A 21,422-nucleotide genomic window follows, 5' to 3' on the forward strand; every position below is an offset into this window, starting at 1 on the left:
GTCAGGGAGTCGGTAGAAATCTACAATACCCGGCGTCCGCATCTGTCGTTAAAATACAAAACGCCCGATGAAGTTCATCAGGCATTTTAAGGCTGAAAAGTGTCAACCTATATCAGGACTAGTCATTATTCTTTTTCCAGCTTTGGCTTGTTGTCGATGTTGGTCAACACACCGCTGCTGTTGAAGGTCAGCGTCAGCGTTTGCTGAGTGACATTTTCATGCCCCGGTTGCTGGCGGAAAACATAGAACCAGGTACTTGTACCGAATGGATCGGTCATCATTGGTGTACCCAGAGCATACGCAACTTGTTGTTGAGTCATGCCAGTACGAATCTTTGACACATCGTTCTGTGTCAGGTAGTTCCCCTGGTTAATGTCGGGGCGGTAAACCACTCGCTCCAGAGTGGAACAGCCTGCGGTCAGCATAAGAAGAACCGCTGCGGCAGCAGTCAGCGTTTTACAGCGCATAGTGATTTGATTCCTTTTCGGGCCCGAGCAGCACATGGCTCATTCATAATATGCCGATGATAATAAACCTTTACGCAGTTTAAAACATTAAGGCGCTTAACTCTGACCCTGGTTCGGCAAAAAAGTTGGCTTAAAACCTGCTCAATTAACAATATGCTAGCGGAATGCTTGTTTTTTGAACGATGCATATCATGCACTGCATAATGTGCATCGACAATAGCCGTTAAGCTGCCAGTAACTCTTTTGCGTTGGCAAGTGTATTGCGTGTGACTTCGCTGCCACCGAGCAAACGAGCCAGCTCTTGCAGGCGTGAGCGTTTATCCAACGCCTGCATATGGGTTTCCGTCATTTCACCATCGGTTTCTTTGCTGACAAAGAAGTGATGATGCCCACAACCGGCAACCTGCGGCAGGTGGGTTACGCACATGACTTGCGTGGACTCGCCCAACTGGCGGAGTAATTTGCCTACCACTGCGGCGGTTGGGCCGCTGATCCCAACGTCCACTTCATCGAAGATTAAGGCCGGGGTTTCCATTTTACGCGCCGTGATCACCTGAATGGCCAAAGCAATACGTGAAAGCTCACCACCTGACGCCACTTTTGCCAATGGTTGTAATGGCTGGCCAGGGTTAGTTGTTACACGGAAATCAATGCGGTCTGCACCTTCGGCGGTTAGGTGATTTTCGTTAAACTCTACGTCGATAGCCAGTTTGCCGTGTGGCATTGATAGCGAATGCATGCTTTCGGTAATCAATTCGCAAAGCTCGGCAGCGTAATGTGCACGGCGTTGATGTAATTCATGCGCGATACTCAGTGCTTGCTGATGATGGAGAGTCACTGCCTGCATCAGTTCGTCCTGAGAGCTGGCCTGCTCGTCGAGCTGCTGCAACTCTTCTAGCAGTTGCTGGTGGAAAGCCGGCAATTCTTCCGGTGCAATGTGGTGTTTGCGTGCCAGCGAGATTTGCCTGGAGATCCGCTGCTCCAGCTCATACAAACGGTTTGGGTCCAGATCCAGTCGGTCGCAGTAGTGGCGTAACTCATCGCTGGCTTCTGAAATCTGAATGTTGGCCTCTTCCAGCATATTCAATACACCAGATAGTTTTGAGTCCATTCCCGCTAATTCTTCCATCAGATGGCGCACGGTATACAGTTGGCTTTGCAGATTGTTGTCTTCGCCATCGGCAAGGATTGCCAGCGCTTGTTGACTGGTAGAAATCAGTTGCCCGCTGTTTGCCAGCCGTTTGTACTCTTCATCGATTTGTTCGAATTCACCTGCGACAGGTGAGAATTCATTGAGTTCTTTGAGCTGGTAATTAAGCAGTTCAGTACGTGATGCACGTTCCTGAGCAAGTTGCTGATACTGTGCAAGAGTTCGGCAGCTTTGATGCCAATCGCGGTAGCGTTCTGCCATTTGCTGCAAGAGGGCAGTTTCCCCGGCATAACCATCGAGCAGGTTTTTTTGATGCTCAGGTTTCAACAAAAGCTGGTGCGCATGCTGACCGTGAATTTGAATCAGCATCTGGCCGAGGTCACGCAGTTGCGAAAGGGGAACGGCAGTGCCGTTAATAAAGCCGCGTGAACGACCATCACTGCTGATAACACGGCGCAATAAGCACTCGCGCCCATCATCAAGCTGGTTTTCTTCCAGCCAACGCAGGGCTGCAGGGGTATCTTTCAGGGAGAAACGAGCGCAGAGGTCGGCACGGCTGGCACCACGGCGCACCATATCTGCTTCAGCGCGGCCACCGAGACACAGCCCTAAGGCATCAATCGCGATAGATTTGCCAGCACCCGTCTCACCGGTAATGGCGGTCATACCGTGGTGAAAATCAATTTCCAGTTCACGAACGATTGCGAAGTTACTGATGGTGAGTTGTGCCAGCATAATAGCTTTCCTGTATGAAAAGACATGACTGTGTTTTCATACAGTATAAACTGGTTTTATATACAGTAAAGAGCCCGAGCCGCTTTTTAGAATAATTTTTTTGACCATCCGAGTTTTGAGCTCAATGTATTGAAATAACTGTAATCTTTCGGGTGGATAAGGTTCAGATGGTAATCGCAGCGGCGAATCAGTACGTCTTCACCTTCCTGAATTGGCAGCGCAATCTGGCTGTCACAGCTGATTTCCAGGTCGCTACGCATATGTGAAAACCGCAGACGGATAGTGCTGCTGCTGTTAATCACCAGTGGGCGGGCAGACAGCGTGTGCGGGAACATTGGCACCAGGGTAATGGCATCAAGCGACGGCGTCAGAATCGGCCCACCCGCCGATAGAGAATAGGCTGTTGAGCCGGTTGGCGTAGAGATAATTAGCCCGTCAGAGCGTTGCGAGAAGGCAAAGATCTCATCGATATAGACTTCGAATTCAATCATGTGCGCCACTTTGCCAGGGTGCAGAACGACTTCGTTGATGGCTGTGCTCAGGCGCGTTGGGGTATCTTGTTGGCAAACTTGGGCTTCAAGCAAGAAACGGCGTTCTGCGATGTAATGCCCCTCAAGGACATCCGCCAGCTGTTGCTGGGCATTATCTGGGTCAAGGTCGGTTAGAAAACCCAGGTTGCCACGGTTGATGCCAATAACTTTAATATCATAGCGAGCAAGAACGCGGGCTGCGCCAAGCATATTGCCATCACCACCAACCACAACGGCGAGATCGGCCTGCTGACCAATTTCTGCCAATGTGCCGGTTTTCACGTTTTTGAGGTTAAGTTCCTGGGCAATTTGCGACTCAACAATGACATCGTAGCCCTTGGTACATAGCCAGCGATACAGCATTTCATGCGTGGTGAGGGCTGTGGGGTGACGAGGGTGCCCGACAATACCAATGCAGTTGAAATGTTTGTTCATTATGCCGATGGTCCTTATACGCAGAGATGCAGTCATTTATGACAATATGTCACGTTCCCTTGAATCCAGGAAACTGATCCCCATAATAAGCGAACCAGCGAGATGAATGCTAAAAACGCGGAGAAATTCATGAGTAGTAAAGATCAGAAAACACCAGACGAGCAAGTCTCGGACGAAATTGCAATGGAAAGCCACGAAGAAGTCGAGGCCGTAGAGGGTGCCGAAGTGGTTGATCCGCGCGATGAACAAATTGCCGATTTAACAGCGCAACTGGAAGAAGTTCAGCAGCGCGAGCGTGACCTGGCGTTACGCAACAAAGCGGAAATGGAAAACCTCCGTCGCCGCACCGAACTCGATATTGAAAAGGCGCACAAGTTCGCTTTAGACAAATTCGTCAACGAACTGCTGCCTGTTATCGACAGCCTTGACCGTGCTCTGGAAGTGGCTGATAAGTCCAACACTGATTTGGCCGCCATGATTGAAGGCATCGAATTAACTCAGAAATCGATGCTGGATGTGGTGCGCAAATTTGGTGTGGATGTGGTTGGCGAAACCAACGTTCCATTCAACCCAGATGTGCATCAGGCAATTGCGATGGTTGAATCTGAAGATGTAGCACCAAACCATGTACTGATGGTGATGCAGAAGGGTTACACCCTGAATGGTCGCACACTGCGTGCAGCAATGGTTTCTGTTGCGAAAGCAAAAGCGTAATTCGCCCAATTGCTTTAAATAAAAAGCCAGCCTTCGAGGCTGGCTTTTTTGTTTCTATTTCTGTTCAACACTTTGTCGTAGTGGCGTCACCGGGGTCACTCGCACTTGCTTAATCATGTTGTCTTGCACATCAAGAATATCAATATCGTAGTTGCTTAAGCGCACGCGGGTGTCGATAGCCGGTATCTCTTGCAGTTCTTCAAGCAACATACCGTTTACGGTGCGGGCTTCGTCTTCTGGCAGCGTCCAGTTGAAGGCTTTATTGATTTCACGAACGTTAGCGCTGCCTTCAATAATTACGGAACCATCGTTTTGCGGCGTCACTTCTTCAGCAAGCGTTGGTGACATGGAAGTGGTGAAATCACCGACAATCTCTTCAAGAATGTCTTCTACCGTGACCAGCCCCTGAATATCACCGTATTCGTCGACCACCAGGCCGACTTTCTTTTTATTGCGCTGGAATTTAACCAGTTGCACGCTGAGCGGTGTGCCTTCCGGCACGAAATAAATCTCGTCAGAGGCACGTAGCAGCGTTTCTTTGGTGAACTCCTGCTTTTCCGTCATCAGACGGTAGGCTTCACGCACACGCAGCATACTGATTGCATCATCCAGAGTGTCGCGGTAGAGCACGATGCGCCCGTGTGGGGAGTGTGTCAGTTGCCGAACAATGGATTTCCAGTCGTCGTTGATGTTGATGCCAACAATTTCATTACGCGGCACCATGATGTCGTCGACACTGATTTTTTCCAGATCGAGCACGGAAAGCAGCATGTCCTGGTTGCGGCGAGAAATCTTCGAATGTGATTCATGCACCAGAGTACGTAATTCGTCTTTGTTTAGCGCGCTACTGACGGTGCTGACGTTTTTGATACCCATAAGGCGCATCAACATACGCGTGATGATGTTCAGTAACCACACCAGGGGCATCATCAGGATTTGCAGTGGGCCGAGCAGGAAGCTGCTTGGGAAGGCGACTTTTTCTGGATACAGCGCGGCGATAGTTTTTGGCAATACTTCGGCGAAAACCAGCACCACGAAAGTGAGGATACCGGTGGCGATAGCAACGCCAGCATCGCCGTATAAACGCATGCCGACGATGGTGCCGATGGCTGAGGCCAGAATATTGACCAGGTTATTACCAATGAGTACCAGGCTAATCAGGCGGTCTGGTTTACGAAGAAGTTTTTCCACCCGTTTAGCGGCGCGATTACCTTGCTTGGCAAGATGACGCAACTTATAACGGTTAAGCGTCATCATGCCGGTTTCAGAGCCGGAGAAGTACGCTGAAACGACTACCATGATGATCAATGTGACAATCAACGTAGTCGTTGAGATCTGTTCCAAAAGGGTGTTCCTTTAAAAAGACAACATTAGCCGACAAATTGTTGCAGGACGCGGCTACCAAAATAGGCGAGTGTCAGAATTGCAGCGCCAGCGACGTTAAACCAGACTACACGGCGACCTCTCCAACCTTCATGATAGTGTCCCCAAAGTAAAACGATGTAGACAAACCACGCGAGAATCGACAATACCGCTTTGTCGACATTTTCCAGGCTGAAAAGATTTTTCAGATAAAACAGACCGGTACAAAGGGTTAACGTTAGTAGCACAACGCCGACTTGAGTGATGTGAAACATTTTGCGCTCAATGCTCATCAACGGCGGCATCTCAGCTCGGAAGGCGAGTTTTTTGTTCTTGAGCTGATAGTCAATCCAGGCTAATTGCAACGCATAAAGTGCTGCGATTATCAGCGTAGCGTAAGCAAAAAGTGACAAACCAATATGCACCATCATACCTGGTGTAGCTTCAAGGTGTGTGATGAATTCGTTAGGCATAAAGGTGGCAAGTGCTAGATTGATTAAGGCAAAAGCGTAAACAATCGGTAACAGCAGCCAACCGCGATTGCGTGATGCTACAATTGTCATCACGGTACATATCATCAAACTGACAAGCGAGCCGACGTTAAGCAAGCTGAGGTTCTGACCTCCATCGGCGGCAAATATCCGAGCCTCAAGCGCCACACCGTGGCTTACAAGTGCTATAACGGCCGAAATAATGGCGAAACGGCGCCACCCGCTGTTTTTTGTCAGCAGGCCCGGGATGATCAGCGCGAGGCTGCAGGAATAGGCTACAAGCGCAAGGATGGCGAAAACAGGCATATAAAGTGTCGGTCAATTAGCCAGAGAAGAAAAAAACCAGTATAACGTTACCTGCCGCCTGCTCCAAATCTAACCGTTGCATCACACCAAAGGCGGCTTCATGTTATATACCCGTCATACTTTAAGTTATGGGGGTGTTGGCTGCACTCACTTACCCCATTCACTTACTTTAGTAAGCTCCTGGGGATAAGCTCCCTTGCCGCCTACCCACAACTTGAACTATTTAGGGTATAATCCGCCAAATTCTGTTTTGTGTCGCAAGCTGCGGCCCTAAGTTACCACGTTAGGCAAAAGACAATGTTTGATAATTTAACTGACCGTCTGTCGCGCTCATTGCGCAATATCAGCGGCCGCGGGCGGCTGACTGAAGAGAATGTAAAAGAAACTCTGCGCGAAGTGCGCATGGCATTGCTGGAAGCTGACGTTGCGCTGCCGGTGGTACGTGACTTTATCAGCCGTGTAAAAGAAAAAGCGGTTGGCCATGAAGTTAACAAGAGCCTGACCCCGGGTCAGGAGTTCGTCAAAATCGTTCGCACCGAACTGGTTGCAGCGATGGGCGAAGAGAATGCGAGCCTGAATCTTGCAGCACAGCCGCCAGCCGTTGTGCTGATGGCGGGTTTGCAAGGTGCGGGTAAAACCACAAGCGTCGCGAAATTAGGTAAGTTCCTGCGCGAGAAGCACAAAAAGAAAGTGCTGGTGGTTTCTGCCGACGTTTATCGCCCTGCGGCGATCAAACAGTTGGAAACGCTGGCTGAACAAGTCGGTGTCGATTTCTTCCCGTCCGATGTCGGCCAAAAGCCTGTTGATATCGTTAATGCGGCGCTGAAAGAAGCGAAGCTGAAATTCTTTGATGTGCTGCTGGTGGATACCGCCGGTCGTTTGCACGTTGACGAAGCGATGATGGATGAAATCAAACAGGTTCATGCTGCGATTAACCCAGTTGAAACCCTGTTTGTTGTCGATGCCATGACCGGCCAGGATGCGGCAAATACAGCTAAAGCCTTTAACGAAGCATTGCCACTGACCGGCGTCGTACTGACGAAAGTCGACGGTGATGCGCGTGGCGGTGCGGCTCTGTCTATCCGTCATATCACTGGCAAGCCGATTAAATTCCTCGGTGTGGGTGAGAAAACTGAAGCGCTGGAGCCTTTCCACCCGGATCGTATTGCCTCTCGTATTCTGGGAATGGGCGATGTTCTGTCGCTTATCGAAGATATTGAGAGCAAAGTTGACCGTGCTCAGGCTGAAAAATTAGCCAGCAAGCTGAAAAAGGGCGATGGGTTTGATCTCAACGATTTCCTTGACCAGCTCAAGCAGATGAAAAACATGGGCGGCATGGCGAGTATGATGAGCAAATTGCCAGGAATGGGGCAATTGCCGGATAACGTTAAGTCGCAAATGGATGACAAAGTCCTGGTACGTATGGAAGCCATTATTAATTCCATGACGCTCAAAGAGCGTGCGCAGCCAGAGATTATCAAAGGTTCACGTAAACGTCGTATCGCGATGGGTGCGGGTATGCAGGTGCAAGATGTCAACCGTCTGCTCAAGCAGTTTGATGACATGCAACGCATGATGAAAAAGATGAAGAAAGGCGGAATGGCGAAAATGATGCGCGGCATGAAAGGTATGATGCCACCAGGTTTCCCAGGTCGTTAAGCTCATTTAGATTGCATTTTGCGCCGAAATGAGTAAAATTTTCGGGCTTTTAATATGACACCGGGCTCCATCCCTCGATGGGGCCCGATGTTTTATTCACTAAAGAGGATGTTATGGTAACTATTCGTTTAGCACGTCACGGCGCTAAAAAGCGTCCGTTCTACCAGGTTGTTGTTACTGACAGCCGTAATGCACGTAACGGTCGCTTCATCGAGCGCGTCGGTTTCTTCAACCCTATCGCTGGTGAAAAAGACGAGGCAACTCGCCTGGATCTGGATCGTATCGAGCATTGGGTTGGCTTAGGCGCAACCGTTTCTGATCGCGTATCTGCGCTGATCAAAGCAGCAAAAAAAGCAGCTTAATCTGTCACGGTGGTCATGATGAGCAATCAACTCGCTGTAAAGGCTCCTGTTAACCCAATCGTGTTGGGCAAGATGGGTTCCTGCTATGGGATTCGTGGTTGGCTCAGAGTGTTTTCTTCCACCGAAGACGCCGATAGCATTTTTGACTATCAGCCCTGGTTTATCCAGAAGGCGGGTCAGTGGCAGCAAGTACAGCTGGAAAGCTGGAAGCACCACAATCAGGATCTGGTCATCAAGCTGAAAGGTATTGACGACCGGGATGCCGCGAATCTTCTGACCAATTGCGAAATTGTCGTCGATTCAACGCAATTGCCTCATCTCGAAGAGGGTGATTACTACTGGAAAGACCTTATGGGTTGCCAGGTTGTCACTACTGAAGGATATCAGCTCGGTAAAGTCATCGACATGATGGAAACCGGCTCAAATGACGTTCTCGTCATTAAGGCAAACCTGAAAGATGCGTTCGGTATCAAGGAGCGGCTGGTTCCGTTCCTCGATGGGCAGGTTATCAAGAAAGTCGATCTCGCTACTCAAACGATTGAAGTAGATTGGGATCCTGGTTTTTAAAACCTCCGGATTAACGGTAAAAGTCGGCGTAATGGGGATTGGCTTGTGTTTATTGGTGTAGTTAGCCTGTTTCCAGAGATGTTCCGCGCAATTACCGACTTCGGGGTAACTGGCCGGGCTGTAAAAAATGGCCTGCTGAGCATCCAGAGTTGGAGTCCACGAGACTTCACTTATGACCGGCACCGTACCGTGGACGATCGTCCTTACGGCGGCGGACCGGGTATGCTCATGATGGTAAATCCTTTGCGGGAAGCCATCCACGCAGCGAAAGCAGCGGCAGGGGAAGGTGCTAAGGTTATCTATCTGTCACCTCAGGGACGCAAGCTTGATCAAGAAGGCGTCAGTGAACTGGCAACAAATGAGAAGTTAATTCTGGTTTGTGGTCGTTATGAAGGGATAGATGAGCGCGTAATCCAAACCGAAATTGATGAAGAATGGTCAATCGGCGATTACGTTCTCAGTGGTGGTGAATTACCAGCAATGGTACTGATTGACTCAGTTTCTCGGTTTATTCCGGGAGTCTTGGGGCATCAGTCATCAGCAATCGAAGATTCGTTTGTCGATGGATTGTTGGACTGCCCACACTATACCCGTCCTGAAGTGTTAGAAGGCATGGAGGTTCCGCCAGTTTTACTGTCGGGAAACCATGCTCAGATTCGCCGGTGGCGCCTGAAACAGTCGCTGGGCCGTACCTGGCTTAGAAGACCTGAACTTCTGGAAAACCTGGCTCTGACTGAAGAGCAAGCAAGGTTGCTGGCGGAGTTCCAACGGGAACACGCAAATACAGCAACATAAACATGATGGGATGGCGTAAGCCCCCGATTATCAGTTTACCCAGGATAAGAGACAAAATTATGAGCAACATTATTAAGCAAATTGAACAAGAACAGATGAAACAGGATGTACCTTCATTCCGTCCGGGTGATTCCGTGGAAGTGAAAGTATGGGTCGTTGAAGGTTCTAAAAAACGTCTGCAGGCATTTGAGGGCGTGGTTATCGCTATCCGTAACCGCGGTCTGCACTCTGCATTCACTGTTCGTAAAATTTCCAACGGCGAAGGTGTTGAGCGTGTATTCCAGACTCACTCCCCAGTAATCGACAGCATTGCTGTTAAACGTCGTGGTGCCGTTCGTAAAGCTAAACTGTACTACCTGCGTGAGCGTACTGGTAAGTCTGCTCGTATTAAAGAGCGTCTGACTAAGTAAGATTTCGCTAGCGCGACATCCATATCAAGGGCTGCCATCTGGCAGCCCTTTTTTTGTCTAGCGCAAAAATGAGCGCTGAAACTCTTCATTGCTTCCTTTCTCCCATTGGGCTCGGCGCTCAGCAACATCTGGTAAGCTCTCACAGCTGCCAGGAAACGACTTTCCGCTTTGCCCCAGAATTAGTAAGAACTTCGGATCGCAAATTCTCTGCTGTCCTTCTGCATATCCCTTCAACCATTCCTGGCGGTCCACGTTCTCATCATTATGCATATGTGAAATAACCAGATTGCTTCTGATGGGTTGTCCGGACATTGCATCCTCCCAGCCAGCTTGATACCAGTCGGTAGGCTCAGGGGTGGGAGCATGTGTGTAAGGATCAACATAACAGGCCGACAGGAATAATATCGGAATTAAGGCGATGTAACGCATGGTGGGAATATCCATTTCAAAGAGTATTCTCTGAGCATAGAGGCTATTTCATTGAATGCATGTTTACGCGAAAAAGAAGCGTGTTTATGTAAGTGTGTATAATTAACTTTACATATGTCGGTGTTTAATGTGCTTTAAGCGGCAATTATTTTAGTGATGTAACGTATTGTTTACGTAATATGGATTGCAATCTTTACTAAAACTGGTAATGTAGTTGCATCCTCACTGAGGAAACGACTATCGCAAACGAGCTAACAGGATCGCCATCATGCAAAAAGACGCGCTGAACAACGTTCATATTTCTGACGAACAAGTATTAATCACTCCGGATCAACTGAAAGCAGAGTTCCCGCTGACAGCAGCTCAAGAAGCGCAGATCGAACAGTCCCGTCAGACGATTTCCAACATTATCGCGGGCCGTGATCCTCGTCTGTTGGTGGTGTGTGGACCTTGCTCGATCCACGACCCGGAAACCGCGATTGAATATGCTCGTCGTTTTAAAACGTTGTCTGAACAAGTTAGCGATAGTCTGTACCTCGTGATGCGCGTCTATTTTGAAAAACCACGTACTACTGTGGGCTGGAAAGGGCTTATCAACGATCCGCACATGGATGGCTCGTTTGATGTCGAAGGCGGTTTGAAAATTGCTCGTCAACTGCTTGTAGAGTTGGTGAGCATGGGGCTGCCGCTGGCAACCGAAGCGCTTGATCCAAATAGCCCGCAATACTTGGGCGATCTGTTCAGCTGGTCGGCAATCGGTGCGCGTACTACTGAGTCCCAGACTCACCGTGAAATGGCTTCAGGCCTTTCAATGCCGGTTGGCTTCAAAAATGGTACTGATGGCAGCCTGGGCACCGCAATTAATGCAATGCGCGCCGCATCTATGCCACACCGTTTTGTCGGTATTAACCAGGCAGGTCAGGTTTGCTTACTGCAAACTCAGGGTAACCCTGATGGTCATGTGATTTTACGTGGCGGCAAAGCACCTAACTACAGCCCGGCAGATGTCGCGCAGTGTGAAAAAGAGATGGAACAGGCAGGACTCCGCCCAGCCTTGATGATAGATTGCAGCCATGGCAACTCAAACAAAGACTACCGCCGCCAACCGGGCGTGGCTGAATCAGCTGTCGCTCAAATTAAAGATGGTAACCGTTCGATTATTGGCCTGATGATTGAAAGTAATATCCACGAGGGTAATCAATCTTCAGAGCAACCACGCAGTGAGATGAAGTACGGTGTTTCTGTAACAGATGCATGCATCGATTGGGAAACCACTGAGACTTTACTGCGCGAGATTCATCAGGATCTGAACGGTACGCTTGCGGCGCGTCAGGCATAAGAGGTTTTACTATGGTGGCTGAATTGACCGCGCTGCGCGATCAAATTGACGAAGTGGATAAGGCGTTGCTGGGGCTACTGGCACGCCGCCTTGAACTGGTAGCGGAAGTTGGCGAAGTCAAAAGCCAGTACGGTTTACCGATTTATGTGCCGGAACGAGAAGCGGCAATGCTGGCTTCTCGCCGTAAAGAAGCTGAAGCGTTAGGGGTTCCACCTGATCTGATTGAAGACGTACTGCGCCGCGTAATGCGAGAGTCTTACTCAAGCGAGAATGACAAAGGTTTTAAAACGCTATTTCCTGCTCTGCGCCCGGTTGTTATCGTCGGTGGTGGTGGGCAGATGGGGCGCTTGTTTGAAAAAATGCTCATGCTGTCTGGCTATCAGGTTCGAATTCTTGAAAAAGAAGACTGGGCTAAAGCACCTGAGTTGATGGCTGATGCAGGTATGGTGATTGTCAGCGTCCCGATTCATATTACTGAGCAAGTTATTGCTCAGTTACCATCACTCCCGGCAGACTGTATTTTGGTCGATCTGGCATCGGTGAAGAACGGTCCTCTGCAAGCCATGCTGGCTGCACATCAGGGCCCGGTTCTCGGGTTACACCCGATGTTTGGGCCTGATAGTGGGAGCCTTGCGAAGCAAGTCGTTGTTTATTGTGATGGTCGCCAGCCGGAAGCGTATCAGTGGTTCCTGGAGCAGATTCAGGTTTGGGGCGCACGTTTACATCGCTCAACGGCCATTGAACACGATCAGAATATGGCGTTTATTCAGGCGCTGCGCCACTTTGCAACTTTTGCATATGGCCTGCATCTGGCGGAAGAGAATGTTCAGCTTGAGCAGTTGCTGGCGCTTTCTTCACCGATTTATCGCCTGGAGCTGGCAATGGTCGGGCGCTTATTTGCTCAGGACCCGCAACTCTATGCAGACATCATTATGTCCTCAGAAAGCAATTTGGATCTGATCAAGCGTTACTACAAGCGGTTTGGTGAGGCAATTGGCCTACTGGAACATGGTGATAAGCAAGCGTTTATCGACAGCTTCCGTAAGGTTGAGCACTGGTTTGGCGATTACGCACAGCGCTTCCAGAGTGAAAGCCGCACTTTATTACGCCAGGCAAATGACAGCCGTCCGTAACGGTGAAAACGTTTTATAATTGAAAGCCATCGGGGAAACTCGTTGGCTTTTTTTATTGGCGAAAAGGATAGAGAAATGGCACAGCCGCAAGTTCTGTTCGATTACATCGGTCACTTACCTGAATGCCCCACCTGGAGTGCTGAGGAAAACTGCCTCTACTGGACGGACATTCTCGAAAACGAAATGCATCGCTATAACATCGAAAGCAAAAAACACGATGTGATTCAGTTTTCCGAAGAGGTTGGATGTTTTGCATTATGCGAAACGGGCGGTTTTATTGTCGCGCTGCGAAGCGGAATTTATTTGACCAACCGCACCGGGCTTATTACTCGAAAAGTCTGTGACAACCCTAATAACCCTGTATTAGCTCGTTTTAACGATGGGGGAACTGACCGGGATGGGCGTTTTTATGCCGGAACATTTTGGGGACCGGGTGATTACAACGGTGCATTGCTTTGCCGTGTGGATATCGATCTGACATCGCACGTCATCCAGCATGATATCCATGGTGCTAATGGTCTGGCGTTTAGTGCAGATAAAAAATGGATGTTCACATCAGACACACCGAACCGTGTGATTTACAGAACTCCGTTAGATGAACAAGGTGAACCTGGTCAGCGCGAAGTGTTCAAACGTTTCGAGCCGGGGCAGGGGATTCCTGACGGTGCGGCAATTGACGCAGAAGGTTGCTATTGGACGACTTTGTTTGACGGTTACCGCATTGCGCGTTTATCGCCTGATGGTGATGTACTTGAAGAATATCAGTTGCCCGTACGCTGCCCAACGATGGTCTGTTTTGGTGGTGATGATATGAAAACGCTATTCATCACAACTACGCGAGAAAATATGGATGATGCTGAAGTCGCGGAAAGGCCACTGTCCGGCGCGATTTTTACGCTTGAAGTCGCAGTGGCGGGAATGCCAAAACTGAAGTTTAAAGAAAATCAGTAAGCCAGCATTACGCTGGCTTACTGCCAGTATTACGCCGGGTCGACAGGTACCACGTTCTCACTTGGATAACAGCCAAGTACTTTCATCGAGCGGGTGATTTCGCCCAGCTCGCGAAGGGCTTTATGCATTGCTTCATCGTTCAGGTTTGCTTGAACATCCAGATAAAACATCTCTTCCCACGGGTTACCGTTAATCGGCCGAGATTCCAGTTTTGTCATAATCAGATTGTGATTACGCAGAACCAGAAGCGCCTCTACAAGAGCACCAGCTTGCTGACCCGTTGCCATTAGCAATGTTGTTTTAGCAGGAACCTGGTCAGTCACTTCAACAGCTTTGCGAGCCAGGACGATGAAACGAGTAATGTTTTGCGTCTGATTTGCCAGGTTACGTTCCAGAACTTGTAAGCCATACAGCGCGCCACCTGCTTCGCTACCTAATGCCGCGACATGAGGTGAGTTCGCCTGAGCAACCTTCTCCATGGCTGCAGAAGTACTCTCACAATATTCAATTTTCCAGTTTGGGTAGCGATTGATGAACTGGCTACATTGCTGGAAAGGCTGCGGATGGCTATACACAGTGTGGATAGTGTCTATATCAGTAGTGCCTTTAACCAACACGCAGTGATCGATAGGCACAGTCATCTCGGCAACGATGGATAAACTGGTGTGCTGCAACAAATCATAGACATCGTTAATTGCTCCAGAACTGGTGTTCTCTAGCGGCACGACTGCGTAATCTGCTTGACCAGTTTCGACTTGATTAAAGATATCGTGAAACTTTGCACAGCCGCTTTCAATAAATTGTTCAAAGTGTCGGGCGGCATACTGGCGAGCGGCAAGGTGAGAGTAAGAACCTTTTGGGCCAAGGAATGCAATTCGTGCTGATTGTGGATTCGTTTTATTAAGGTGCTGCTGCAATAACGTTTGCTGGGTCAGGACGGAGTCTTCAATAATTAGCTGGAACAGGCGAGTTATGTAATGAGCATCCAGATTATGGGTTTTACCCAGTGCAATCAGACGCTCGAGTAGGTCCCGCTCGCGGTCTATATCTCGCACCGGGCGGTGAGTGGCAAGCTTAGCTTTGCCTACTTCTACAGCTAATAAGCGACGCTCTGCCAGCAATGCCAGCAGTTTTACATCCAGGGCGCTAATTTTATCGCGCAGTGCCAGCAATGGGTTTGTCTCACTCATATCGCTACCTTTTCGAATTCCATAAAAAAAGCCTCCCGGGTTTCGGGAGGCTTGTTTGTTCGTCTTCGCATTCTTTATCACACGACGAATTGCCTCCCATTCAGGGGAAGGTAAAAAAGAATGCGAAGAAAAACGGAAATAATTTCATAGTTGGTTCCTGATTAGTCAGACAAGTAAGGTACCCGGTCTGTTTTCGCTCTGTCAATAAAAAACGCGCCCGGAGGCGCGTTGTTATGGTTGATAAGGCTAAATTGATTACTCTTCTTCAACTTCCGCGATAGCAACGTCTTTCACTGAACCTGCTGTGCGACGCGCTTCACCCTTGTGTTGCACTTTATTCAACTGCCGCTCCAGTTTGTTGATCAAATCGTTGATAGCCGTATACATATCATCGTGTTTGGCGCTCGCTACGAGCTGGCCATTTGGCGTATTAATGGTGGCATCAGCCACGAAACCTTTCGGTTCTTTGGACAAAACAATGTGTGGATTAATTAGATGAGTTTGCCACTTGTCCAGTTTTGTTAGACGGTCTGCGACGTGCTGACGAATAGCTGGTGTGATTTCCATTTGTTTGCTGGTAATGTTCATTGTCATAAAGTTACCTCTTGTCATTCCCGTCTTGGTAACTCCAGCATACCTTTCTGAATGTCAAAATGTGTGATGAAAGTCACATTATTTTGTCACTTTTTGTCAGTAAACCCTTTTTGTGAGACAGGACAGGATCTCTGTTTTTAAAGCTTGTGGAAGTGAAAAATAGCGTCCATATTTGATTGGATGACCTGACGCTAAACCGTTTCAGTTTACGTATTTCAGGCAATAAAAATGGCAGCCATATGGCTGCCATTTTGTTTTGATAAATTGGTGAATCAGGTGTTGCTGCTATTAGCCGCGATAATTTTTGCAACTTTGTCAGCCTGGGCTGGCATTTGCATTTCACGGTAAGCATTTTCCATCAATTTCAGACCATCACGCGTGGCCTGAGTATCAGGGAAATCTCGCAACATTCCTTCGACACGGTTAACTACTGCAACCCACGCGCCGCGTTTAGTGTAGTATTGCGCCACTGAAAGCTCATATTTCGCTAAACGATCTTTCAGGAACACCAGACGCTTGGTGGCATCGGTGACATACTGGCTGTTCGGATAACCACGAACCAGCTTAGAGAAATCGTTGAAAGCATCACGCGCATGAGCTGGATCTCGGTCTGAACGATCGACGCCAAAGAAGCCTTGTAATGCGCTATCATCCAACGCCATGTCCGTCAGACCACGCATGTAAAGTACGTAGTCAATGTTTGGATGGGTAGGATTAAGGCGCATAAAGCGGTCAATCGCTGCCTGAGCCAGTGGCAAATCAGCGTTCTTATAGTAAGCGTAAATAAGATCTAACTGCACTTGCTGCGAGTAAGGCCCGAACGGATAACGGTTATCCAGCGCTTCCAGTTGCGTTATCGCCGCTTTAAAGTTACCGTCCTGCAACTTTTGCTGCGCAGTCGCATAGATCTCAGAAGGTGGATTATCAGGAACCTCATCCTTGGAACTGGAGCAACCAGCCAAAGCCAGGCTCAACGTGGCTGCTGCCACCAGATATTTCATACGCGTCATGACGTTTTGACTTTCCTCAGAATGTTATCCGGGAGGCTCGCAGTACCAGCTCCCGATAAAGACCAGCTACAATAGCACACTATATTAAACGGCATTGCCGTAAAACCCAACGTTAACGAAGAAGCTGTCTATGGCACAACTAGTACAACTCACCGCAACTGTGTCCGAATCTCAACTCGGTCAACGCTTAGATCAAGCTTTGGCCGAATTGTTCCCGGATTATTCACGTTCGCGTATAAAAGAATGGATTCTTGATCAGCGTGTGCTGGTCAATGGCAATATCAGCGACAAACCGAAAGAGAAAGTGTTGGGTGGCGAAAGCGTCACTATCAACGCTGAAATCGAAGAGGATGCGCGCTGGGAACCACAAGATATCCCGCTCAATATCGTCTATGAAGATGACGATATTCTGGTGATTAACAAACCGCGTGATTTCGTTGTGCATCCTGGTGCGGGTAACCCTGATGGGACCGTCCTGAATGCACTATTGCATTACTACCCACCGATTGCTGATGTACCGCGTGCGGGTATTGTGCATCGTCTGGATAAAGACACGACCGGTTTGATGGTTGTTGCGAAAACTGTTCCTGCGCAAACTCACCTGGTTGAAGCTTTGCAATTACGTGAAATCACGCGTGAGTATGAAGCAGTTGCGATTGGTCATATGACTGCGGGTGGCACGGTAGACGAGCCAATCAGTCGCCATTCGACCAAGCGCACCCATATGGCTGTGCATCCTATGGGTAAGCCAGCTGTTACGCATTACCGAATCATGGAACATTTCCGCGTACACACTCGTCTGCGTCTGCGTCTGGAAACAGGTCGTACTCACCAGATTCGTGTGCACATGGCGCATATCACTCATCCATTAGTTGGCGATCAGCTTTACGGTGGCCGTCCACGCCCGCCAAAAGGTGCGTCGGAAGAGTTTGTTAGCGTGCTGCGTAAGTTTGACCGCCAGGCTCTTCATGCAACCATGTTACGTCTTCACCATCCGATCAGCGGTATGTTGATGGAGTGGCATGCGCCGATTCCTCAGGATATGGTTGAACTGATTGAAGCATTACGTGCTGATACAGAAATCCATAAGGATCAACTGGACTGGCTATGAGCAAATTGATCGTCCCGCAGTGGCCGCTCCCTGAAGGAGTGGCTGCTTGCAGTTCGACACGTATTGGCGGTGTGAGTCTACCGCCTTACGATTCGCTTAATCTGGGAGCCCATTGCGGTGATAACCTGGATGATGTCGAAGAAAACCGCCGTCTTTTTTATGCTGCTGCATCGTTGCCTTCGAAACCTGTTTGGTTAGAGCAGGTACACGGTACAGAAGTGTTAAAACTCACGGGCGGGCCATATTTGTCTAAGCGCGCTGATGCTTCTTATAGCTCAATACCGGGCACCGTTTGTGCAGTAATGACTGCAGATTGTTTGCCAGTGCTATTCTGTAATAAGGCAGGAACTGAGGTTGCTGCTGCTCATGCGGGATGGCGTGGTTTGTGCGAAGGTGTGCTTGAAGAAACCATCGCCTGTTTTAAAGATGCGCCAGAAAATATCATCGCATGGCTTGGCCCGGCTATCGGCCCTGAAGCATTTGAAGTCGGCCCTGAAGTGCGTGAAGCGTTTATGGCTAAAGATCTTCAGGCTGATCGCGCATTTCGCCCGTCAGGGGAAAAATACATCGCTGATATCTACACGTTGGCACGCCAACGCTTGTCTGCCGCGGGCATTAACCATATTTATGGTGGTGACCGTTGCACTTACAGCGAAGCGGGTGATTTTTTCTCATATCGACGCGACAGAACCACAGGCCGTATGGCAAGTTTCATTTGGCTGATATAACCTATCGAATCAAGACGATTCAGTGCGGGTAACTAACGCTCCAAATATTTCAGGTCATTAACCTTGAATAATTGAGGGATGACCTCATTTAATCTCCAGTAGCAAATTTGACCTGTATATAGGAGGAGTTATGCGTCTGGATCGTCTTACTAATAAATTCCAGCTTGCTCTCGCTGATGCCCAATCCTTAGCTCTCGGGCAAGACAACCAATTTATCGAACCCCTTCACTTGATGAGCGCACTGCTCAATCAGGAAGGCGGATCTGTGCGTCCGTTACTGACCTCTGCTGGCGTTAATGCTGGCAAGTTACGTACGGATATCGAGCAAGCTTTAAGCCGTTTACCACAAGTTGAAGGAACGGGCGGTGATGTCCAGCCTTCGCAGGATTTAGTCCGAGCATTAAACCTGTGCGACAAACTGGCGCAAAAACGAAATGACAACTTTATTTCGTCAGAATTATTTGTTCTGGCAGCACTTGAATCGCGCGGAACATTAACTGATTTACTGAAATCAGCAGGTGCTACCACGGCAAATGTGACAGCAGCAATTGAGCAAATGCGTGGAGGCGAAAACGTGAATGATCAAGGTGCCGAAGACCAACGTCAGGCATTGAAAAAATATACCGTCGATCTGACCGAGCGTGCAGAACAAGGCAAGCTCGATCCAGTGATTGGCCGTGATGAAGAAATTCGCCGTACTATTCAGGTATTGCAGCGCCGTACCAAAAACAACCCGGTATTAATCGGTGAACCAGGTGTGGGTAAAACCGCCATCGTTGAAGGCCTGGCACAGCGTATTATTAATGGCGAAGTGCCAGAAGGTTTGAAAGGTCGCCGGGTTTTGGCCCTGGATATGGGCGCGCTGGTGGCCGGTGCGAAATATCGTGGCGAATTCGAAGAACGTCTTAAAGGTGTGTTGAATGACCTTTCTAAACAGGAAGGTAACGTCATTCTGTTTATTGACGAATTGCACACTATGGTTGGCGCAGGTAAAGCCGATGGCGCAATGGATGCGGGCAACATGCTCAAACCGGCACTGGCTCGCGGTGAACTTCACTGCGTCGGTGCGACCACACTTGATGAATATCGTCAGTATATAGAGAAGGATGCGGCACTTGAGCGCCGTTTCCAGAAAGTGTTCGTTGCAGAGCCTTCAGTCGAAGATACCATCGCAATTTTGCGTGGGTTGAAGGAGCGTTACGAACTGCACCACCATGTGCAGATTACTGACCCGGCTATTGTTGCGGCTGCGACTCTATCGCATCGATATATTGCCGATCGTCAGTTGCCGGATAAAGCCATCGACCTTATCGATGAAGCGGCTTCCAGCATTCGTATGCAAATTGACTCGAAGCCAGAAGAGTTAGACCGTCTTGATCGCCGAATCATCCAGCTAAAACTGGAACAGCAGGCATTGAAGAAAGAGTCTGACGAAGCGAGCCAAAAACGTTTGAGTATGCTTGAGGAAGAATTAGGGCAGAAAGAACGTGAATATTCAGTACTGGAAGAAGAGTGGAAGGCTGAGAAAGCTTCACTTTCTGGTGAGCAGACGATTAAAGCGGAGCTGGAACAGGCAAAAATTGCCATTGAACAGGCTCGTCGCGTAGGCGATCTGGCTCGTATGTCTGAATTGCAGTATGGGAAGATTCCAGAGCTTGAGAAACAACTTGTGGCTGCAACTCAGAGTGAAGGCAAAACCATGCGGCTGCTGCGTAACAAAGTGACTGACGCAGAAATTGCGGAAGTGCTGGCACGTTGGACTGGGATCCCTGTGGCTCGAATGCTGGAAGGTGAACGAGACAAACTACTGAGAATGGAGCAACAACTTCATACTCGTGTTATCGGGCAGAATGAGGCTGTTGAGGCAGTATCAAACGCAATTCGTCGTAGCCGTGCTGGTTTGTCTGACCCAAATCGTCCGATTGGTTCGTTCCTGTTCCTTGGGCCTACCGGTGTTGGTAAAACTGAGCTGTGCAAAACGCTGGCAAACTTTATGTTTGATAGCGATGACGCAATGGTACGTATCGATATGTCCGAGTTTATGGAAAAACACTCGGTCTCTCGTTTGGTCGGTGCGCCTCCTGGGTATGTTGGTTACGAAGAGGGCGGTTATCTGACAGAAGCTGTTCGTCGTCGTCCTTACTCTGTCATTCTGTTGGATGAAGTTGAGAAGGCACACCCAGATGTGTTCAATATCTTATTACAGGTGCTGGACGATGGCCGACTGACCGATGGCCAGGGGAGAACGGTCGACTTCCGTAATACGGTTGTGATTATGACCTCTAACCTGGGTTCTGACTTAATTCAGGAGCGCTTCGGTGAGTTGGACTACGGTCATATGAAGGATCTGATTCTTGGTGTTGTTAGTCAGAACTTTCGGCCAGAGTTCGTCAACCGTATAGATGAAGTCGTGGTATTCCACCCATTAGGTGAGAAACACATTGCTTCTATTGCGCAGATTCAGTTGCAGCGTTTGTATAAACGCCTTGAAGAGCGTGGCTATGAAGTCACTATCTCTGAGGATGCGTTGAAGCTGCTTAGCGAGAATGGTTACGACCCAGTATATGGTGCAAGGCCGTTGAAACGCGCTATCCAGCAGCAAATAGAGAACCCACTGGCTCAGCAAATCCTCTCTGGAGAGCTGATTCCTGGTAAAACTGTGCATCTGACAGTAAAAGATAATCATATTGTGGCAGTGCAGTAAGTCACAGAAAAGACAAAAACGGGCCCTTAGGGGCTCGTTTTTGTTTAAAAACCAGGCGACAGTGAGCCCTTGATATGTATTTTGAATGAAAAACAATCGATCGATAAGCTTTTTGAATTTTATACTTGTCAGCTTCCAGAAAATCCCTATACTGCGCCTCCACTGACACGGCACAACGGCTTACAAACCGGCTCGTCAGCCAGATGAAAAGCGAAAATAAACGCTTGACTCTGAAAGAGGAAAGCGTAAT

22 protein-coding genes, 1 pseudogene and 1 other annotated feature are annotated in these 21,422 nt (G+C 48.8%); of the genes and pseudogenes, 13 read left to right on the plus strand and 10 right to left on the minus strand.

What is annotated here, in order from left to right:
• Window positions 1-90 (plus strand): integrase core domain-containing protein (locus GC128_RS22155; RefSeq protein ID WP_151993624.1); only part of this gene is annotated, 90 nt, incomplete at its 5' end.
• 35 nt (window positions 91-125) lie between these two features.
• Here the strand turns inward: GC128_RS22155 and bamE are convergent.
• The 3 genes from bamE to nadK all read right to left on the minus strand — a co-directional run bounded on the left by bamE (window position 126) and on the right by nadK (window position 3,317).
• Window positions 126-467 carry an outer membrane protein assembly factor BamE gene (gene bamE / locus GC128_RS22160; RefSeq protein ID WP_034457332.1) on the minus strand — a complete coding sequence of 114 codons (342 nt, stop codon included), beginning with the start codon at window positions 465-467 and terminating at the stop codon, window positions 126-128.
• A gap of 223 nt (window positions 468-690) precedes the next feature.
• Entirely contained in the window at window positions 691-2,352 is a 1,662-nt protein-coding gene (gene recN, locus GC128_RS22170) for a DNA repair protein RecN (RefSeq protein ID WP_151996093.1), read from the minus strand.
• Window positions 2,353-2,438: 86 nt separating this feature from the next.
• A complete protein-coding gene (gene nadK, locus GC128_RS22175; RefSeq protein ID WP_151996094.1) occupies window positions 2,439-3,317 on the minus strand; it encodes an NAD(+) kinase in 879 nt (292 codons plus the stop codon).
• 129 nt (window positions 3,318-3,446) lie between these two features.
• Here nadK and grpE point away from each other — a divergent pair, with 129 nt between their 5' ends.
• Window positions 3,447-4,031, plus strand: coding sequence for a nucleotide exchange factor GrpE (gene grpE, locus GC128_RS22180; RefSeq protein ID WP_034459893.1), 585 nt, complete (start codon window positions 3,447-3,449; stop codon window positions 4,029-4,031).
• A gap of 54 nt (window positions 4,032-4,085) precedes the next feature.
• On the opposite strand, the gene GC128_RS22185 is transcribed toward grpE, so the two are convergent.
• Together GC128_RS22185 and GC128_RS22190 are read right to left on the minus strand one after the other, a co-directional pair.
• Window positions 4,086-5,375 (minus strand): HlyC/CorC family transporter, encoded by a 1,290-nt coding sequence (locus tag GC128_RS22185; protein ID WP_151996095.1) that lies wholly within the window; start codon window positions 5,373-5,375, stop codon window positions 4,086-4,088.
• A 26-nt stretch (window positions 5,376-5,401) separates the two neighbouring features.
• Window positions 5,402-6,190 carry a cytochrome C assembly family protein gene (locus GC128_RS22190; RefSeq protein ID WP_151996096.1) on the minus strand — a complete coding sequence of 263 codons (789 nt, stop codon included), beginning with the start codon at window positions 6,188-6,190 and terminating at the stop codon, window positions 5,402-5,404.
• Between the two features lie 297 nt (window positions 6,191-6,487).
• On the opposite strand from GC128_RS22190, the gene ffh reads away from it, so the two are divergent.
• From ffh to rplS, 5 genes and pseudogenes are all read left to right on the plus strand, one after another.
• Window positions 6,488-7,849: a signal recognition particle protein gene (ffh, locus tag GC128_RS22195; RefSeq protein ID WP_064513209.1), complete on the plus strand. Its 1,362-nt coding sequence runs from the start codon at window positions 6,488-6,490 to the stop codon at window positions 7,847-7,849.
• Between the two features lie 113 nt (window positions 7,850-7,962).
• Window positions 7,963-8,211 carry a 30S ribosomal protein S16 gene (gene rpsP / locus GC128_RS22200; protein ID WP_064513208.1) on the plus strand — a complete coding sequence of 83 codons (249 nt, stop codon included), beginning with the start codon at window positions 7,963-7,965 and terminating at the stop codon, window positions 8,209-8,211.
• Window positions 8,212-8,229: 18 nt separating this feature from the next.
• Complete coding sequence (rimM, locus tag GC128_RS22205) at window positions 8,230-8,778, plus strand: ribosome maturation factor RimM (RefSeq protein ID WP_064513207.1); 549 nt, start codon at window positions 8,230-8,232, stop codon at window positions 8,776-8,778.
• 45 nt (window positions 8,779-8,823) lie between these two features.
• Window positions 8,824-9,592: pseudogene (gene trmD, locus GC128_RS22210) on the plus strand (tRNA (guanosine(37)-N1)-methyltransferase TrmD).
• Between the two features lie 40 nt (window positions 9,593-9,632).
• Window positions 9,633-9,983 (plus strand): 50S ribosomal protein L19, encoded by a 351-nt coding sequence (rplS, locus tag GC128_RS22215; RefSeq protein ID WP_064513203.1) that lies wholly within the window; start codon window positions 9,633-9,635, stop codon window positions 9,981-9,983.
• A gap of 57 nt (window positions 9,984-10,040) precedes the next feature.
• Here the strand turns inward: rplS and GC128_RS22220 are convergent, their stop codons facing one another.
• A complete protein-coding gene (locus GC128_RS22220) occupies window positions 10,041-10,427 on the minus strand; it encodes a DUF2799 domain-containing protein (protein ID WP_151996097.1) in 387 nt (128 codons plus the stop codon).
• Between the two features lie 253 nt (window positions 10,428-10,680).
• On the opposite strand from GC128_RS22220, the gene aroF reads away from it, so the two are divergent.
• The 3 genes from aroF to GC128_RS22235 all read left to right on the plus strand — a co-directional run bounded on the left by aroF (window position 10,681) and on the right by GC128_RS22235 (window position 13,835).
• A complete protein-coding gene (gene aroF, locus GC128_RS22225) occupies window positions 10,681-11,751 on the plus strand; it encodes a 3-deoxy-7-phosphoheptulonate synthase AroF (RefSeq protein ID WP_034457310.1) in 1,071 nt (356 codons plus the stop codon).
• Between the two features lie 11 nt (window positions 11,752-11,762).
• Window positions 11,763-12,884 carry a bifunctional chorismate mutase/prephenate dehydrogenase gene (tyrA, locus tag GC128_RS22230; protein WP_151996098.1) on the plus strand — a complete coding sequence of 374 codons (1,122 nt, stop codon included), beginning with the start codon at window positions 11,763-11,765 and terminating at the stop codon, window positions 12,882-12,884.
• A 75-nt stretch (window positions 12,885-12,959) separates the two neighbouring features.
• Window positions 12,960-13,835: an SMP-30/gluconolactonase/LRE family protein gene (locus GC128_RS22235; RefSeq protein WP_151996099.1), complete on the plus strand. Its 876-nt coding sequence runs from the start codon at window positions 12,960-12,962 to the stop codon at window positions 13,833-13,835.
• Window positions 13,836-13,864: 29 nt separating this feature from the next.
• On the opposite strand, the gene pheA is transcribed toward GC128_RS22235, so the two are convergent.
• From pheA to bamD, 4 genes are all read right to left on the minus strand, one after another.
• Window positions 13,865-15,025, minus strand: a complete 1,161-nt coding sequence (pheA, locus tag GC128_RS22240; RefSeq protein ID WP_151996100.1) for a bifunctional chorismate mutase/prephenate dehydratase — start codon at window positions 15,023-15,025, stop codon at window positions 13,865-13,867.
• A gap of 21 nt (window positions 15,026-15,046) precedes the next feature.
• Window positions 15,047-15,174: a sequence feature (Phe leader region), on the minus strand.
• Window positions 15,126-15,173 carry a pheA operon leader peptide PheL gene (gene pheL, locus GC128_RS23010; RefSeq protein ID WP_193216298.1) on the minus strand — a complete coding sequence of 16 codons (48 nt, stop codon included), beginning with the start codon at window positions 15,171-15,173 and terminating at the stop codon, window positions 15,126-15,128. (Overlaps the previous feature by 48 nt.)
• A 106-nt stretch (window positions 15,175-15,280) precedes the next feature.
• Window positions 15,281-15,619, minus strand: a complete 339-nt coding sequence (gene raiA / locus GC128_RS22245; protein ID WP_064513185.1) for a ribosome-associated translation inhibitor RaiA — start codon at window positions 15,617-15,619, stop codon at window positions 15,281-15,283.
• A 272-nt stretch (window positions 15,620-15,891) separates the two neighbouring features.
• Window positions 15,892-16,629 (minus strand): outer membrane protein assembly factor BamD, encoded by a 738-nt coding sequence (bamD, locus tag GC128_RS22250; RefSeq protein WP_151996101.1) that lies wholly within the window; start codon window positions 16,627-16,629, stop codon window positions 15,892-15,894.
• A 130-nt stretch (window positions 16,630-16,759) separates the two neighbouring features.
• On the opposite strand from bamD, the gene rluD reads away from it, so the two are divergent.
• The 3 genes from rluD to clpB all read left to right on the plus strand — a co-directional run bounded on the left by rluD (window position 16,760) and on the right by clpB (window position 21,172).
• Window positions 16,760-17,740 carry a 23S rRNA pseudouridine(1911/1915/1917) synthase RluD gene (gene rluD / locus GC128_RS22255; protein ID WP_064513180.1) on the plus strand — a complete coding sequence of 327 codons (981 nt, stop codon included), beginning with the start codon at window positions 16,760-16,762 and terminating at the stop codon, window positions 17,738-17,740.
• A complete protein-coding gene (yfiH, locus tag GC128_RS22260; protein WP_151996102.1) occupies window positions 17,737-18,468 on the plus strand; it encodes a purine nucleoside phosphorylase YfiH in 732 nt (243 codons plus the stop codon). Before rluD ends, yfiH begins: the two co-directional genes overlap by 4 nt.
• 130 nt (window positions 18,469-18,598) lie before the next feature.
• The gene (gene clpB / locus GC128_RS22265) at window positions 18,599-21,172 is read left to right on the plus strand and encodes an ATP-dependent chaperone ClpB (RefSeq protein ID WP_151996103.1); all 2,574 of its coding nucleotides are present in this window, start codon (window positions 18,599-18,601) and stop codon (window positions 21,170-21,172) included.
• Window positions 21,173-21,422: the final 250 nt, after the last annotated feature.

The sequence above is a fragment of the Buttiauxella massiliensis genome (genome assembly GCF_902500225.1).
Taxonomy (GTDB): Bacteria; Pseudomonadota; Gammaproteobacteria; order Enterobacterales; family Enterobacteriaceae; genus Buttiauxella; species Buttiauxella massiliensis.

What these genes read in the sequence shown, in the direction of transcription:
- bamE (WP_034457332.1), bottom strand. Translation starts at nt 467, where the DNA reads ATGCGCTGTAAAACGCTGACTGCTGCCGCAGCGGTTCTTCTTATGCTG.
- recN (WP_151996093.1), bottom strand. Translation starts at nt 2,352, where the DNA reads ATGCTGGCACAACTCACCATCAGTAACTTCGCAATCGTTCGTGAACTG.
- nadK (WP_151996094.1), bottom strand. Translation starts at nt 3,317, where the DNA reads ATGAACAAACATTTCAACTGCATTGGTATTGTCGGGCACCCTCGTCAC.
- grpE (WP_034459893.1), top strand. Translation starts at nt 3,447, where the DNA reads ATGAGTAGTAAAGATCAGAAAACACCAGACGAGCAAGTCTCGGACGAA.
- GC128_RS22190 (WP_151996096.1), bottom strand. Translation starts at nt 6,190, where the DNA reads ATGCCTGTTTTCGCCATCCTTGCGCTTGTAGCCTATTCCTGCAGCCTC.
- ffh (WP_064513209.1), top strand. Translation starts at nt 6,488, where the DNA reads ATGTTTGATAATTTAACTGACCGTCTGTCGCGCTCATTGCGCAATATC.
- rpsP (WP_064513208.1), top strand. Translation starts at nt 7,963, where the DNA reads ATGGTAACTATTCGTTTAGCACGTCACGGCGCTAAAAAGCGTCCGTTC.
- rimM (WP_064513207.1), top strand. Translation starts at nt 8,230, where the DNA reads ATGAGCAATCAACTCGCTGTAAAGGCTCCTGTTAACCCAATCGTGTTG.
- rplS (WP_064513203.1), top strand. Translation starts at nt 9,633, where the DNA reads ATGAGCAACATTATTAAGCAAATTGAACAAGAACAGATGAAACAGGAT.
- GC128_RS22220 (WP_151996097.1), bottom strand. Translation starts at nt 10,427, where the DNA reads ATGGATATTCCCACCATGCGTTACATCGCCTTAATTCCGATATTATTC.
- aroF (WP_034457310.1), top strand. Translation starts at nt 10,681, where the DNA reads ATGCAAAAAGACGCGCTGAACAACGTTCATATTTCTGACGAACAAGTA.
- tyrA (WP_151996098.1), top strand. Translation starts at nt 11,763, where the DNA reads ATGGTGGCTGAATTGACCGCGCTGCGCGATCAAATTGACGAAGTGGAT.
- GC128_RS22235 (WP_151996099.1), top strand. Translation starts at nt 12,960, where the DNA reads ATGGCACAGCCGCAAGTTCTGTTCGATTACATCGGTCACTTACCTGAA.
- pheA (WP_151996100.1), bottom strand. Translation starts at nt 15,025, where the DNA reads ATGAGTGAGACAAACCCATTGCTGGCACTGCGCGATAAAATTAGCGCC.
- raiA (WP_064513185.1), bottom strand. Translation starts at nt 15,619, where the DNA reads ATGACAATGAACATTACCAGCAAACAAATGGAAATCACACCAGCTATT.
- bamD (WP_151996101.1), bottom strand. Translation starts at nt 16,629, where the DNA reads ATGACGCGTATGAAATATCTGGTGGCAGCAGCCACGTTGAGCCTGGCT.
- rluD (WP_064513180.1), top strand. Translation starts at nt 16,760, where the DNA reads ATGGCACAACTAGTACAACTCACCGCAACTGTGTCCGAATCTCAACTC.
- yfiH (WP_151996102.1), top strand. Translation starts at nt 17,737, where the DNA reads ATGAGCAAATTGATCGTCCCGCAGTGGCCGCTCCCTGAAGGAGTGGCT.
- clpB (WP_151996103.1), top strand. Translation starts at nt 18,599, where the DNA reads ATGCGTCTGGATCGTCTTACTAATAAATTCCAGCTTGCTCTCGCTGAT.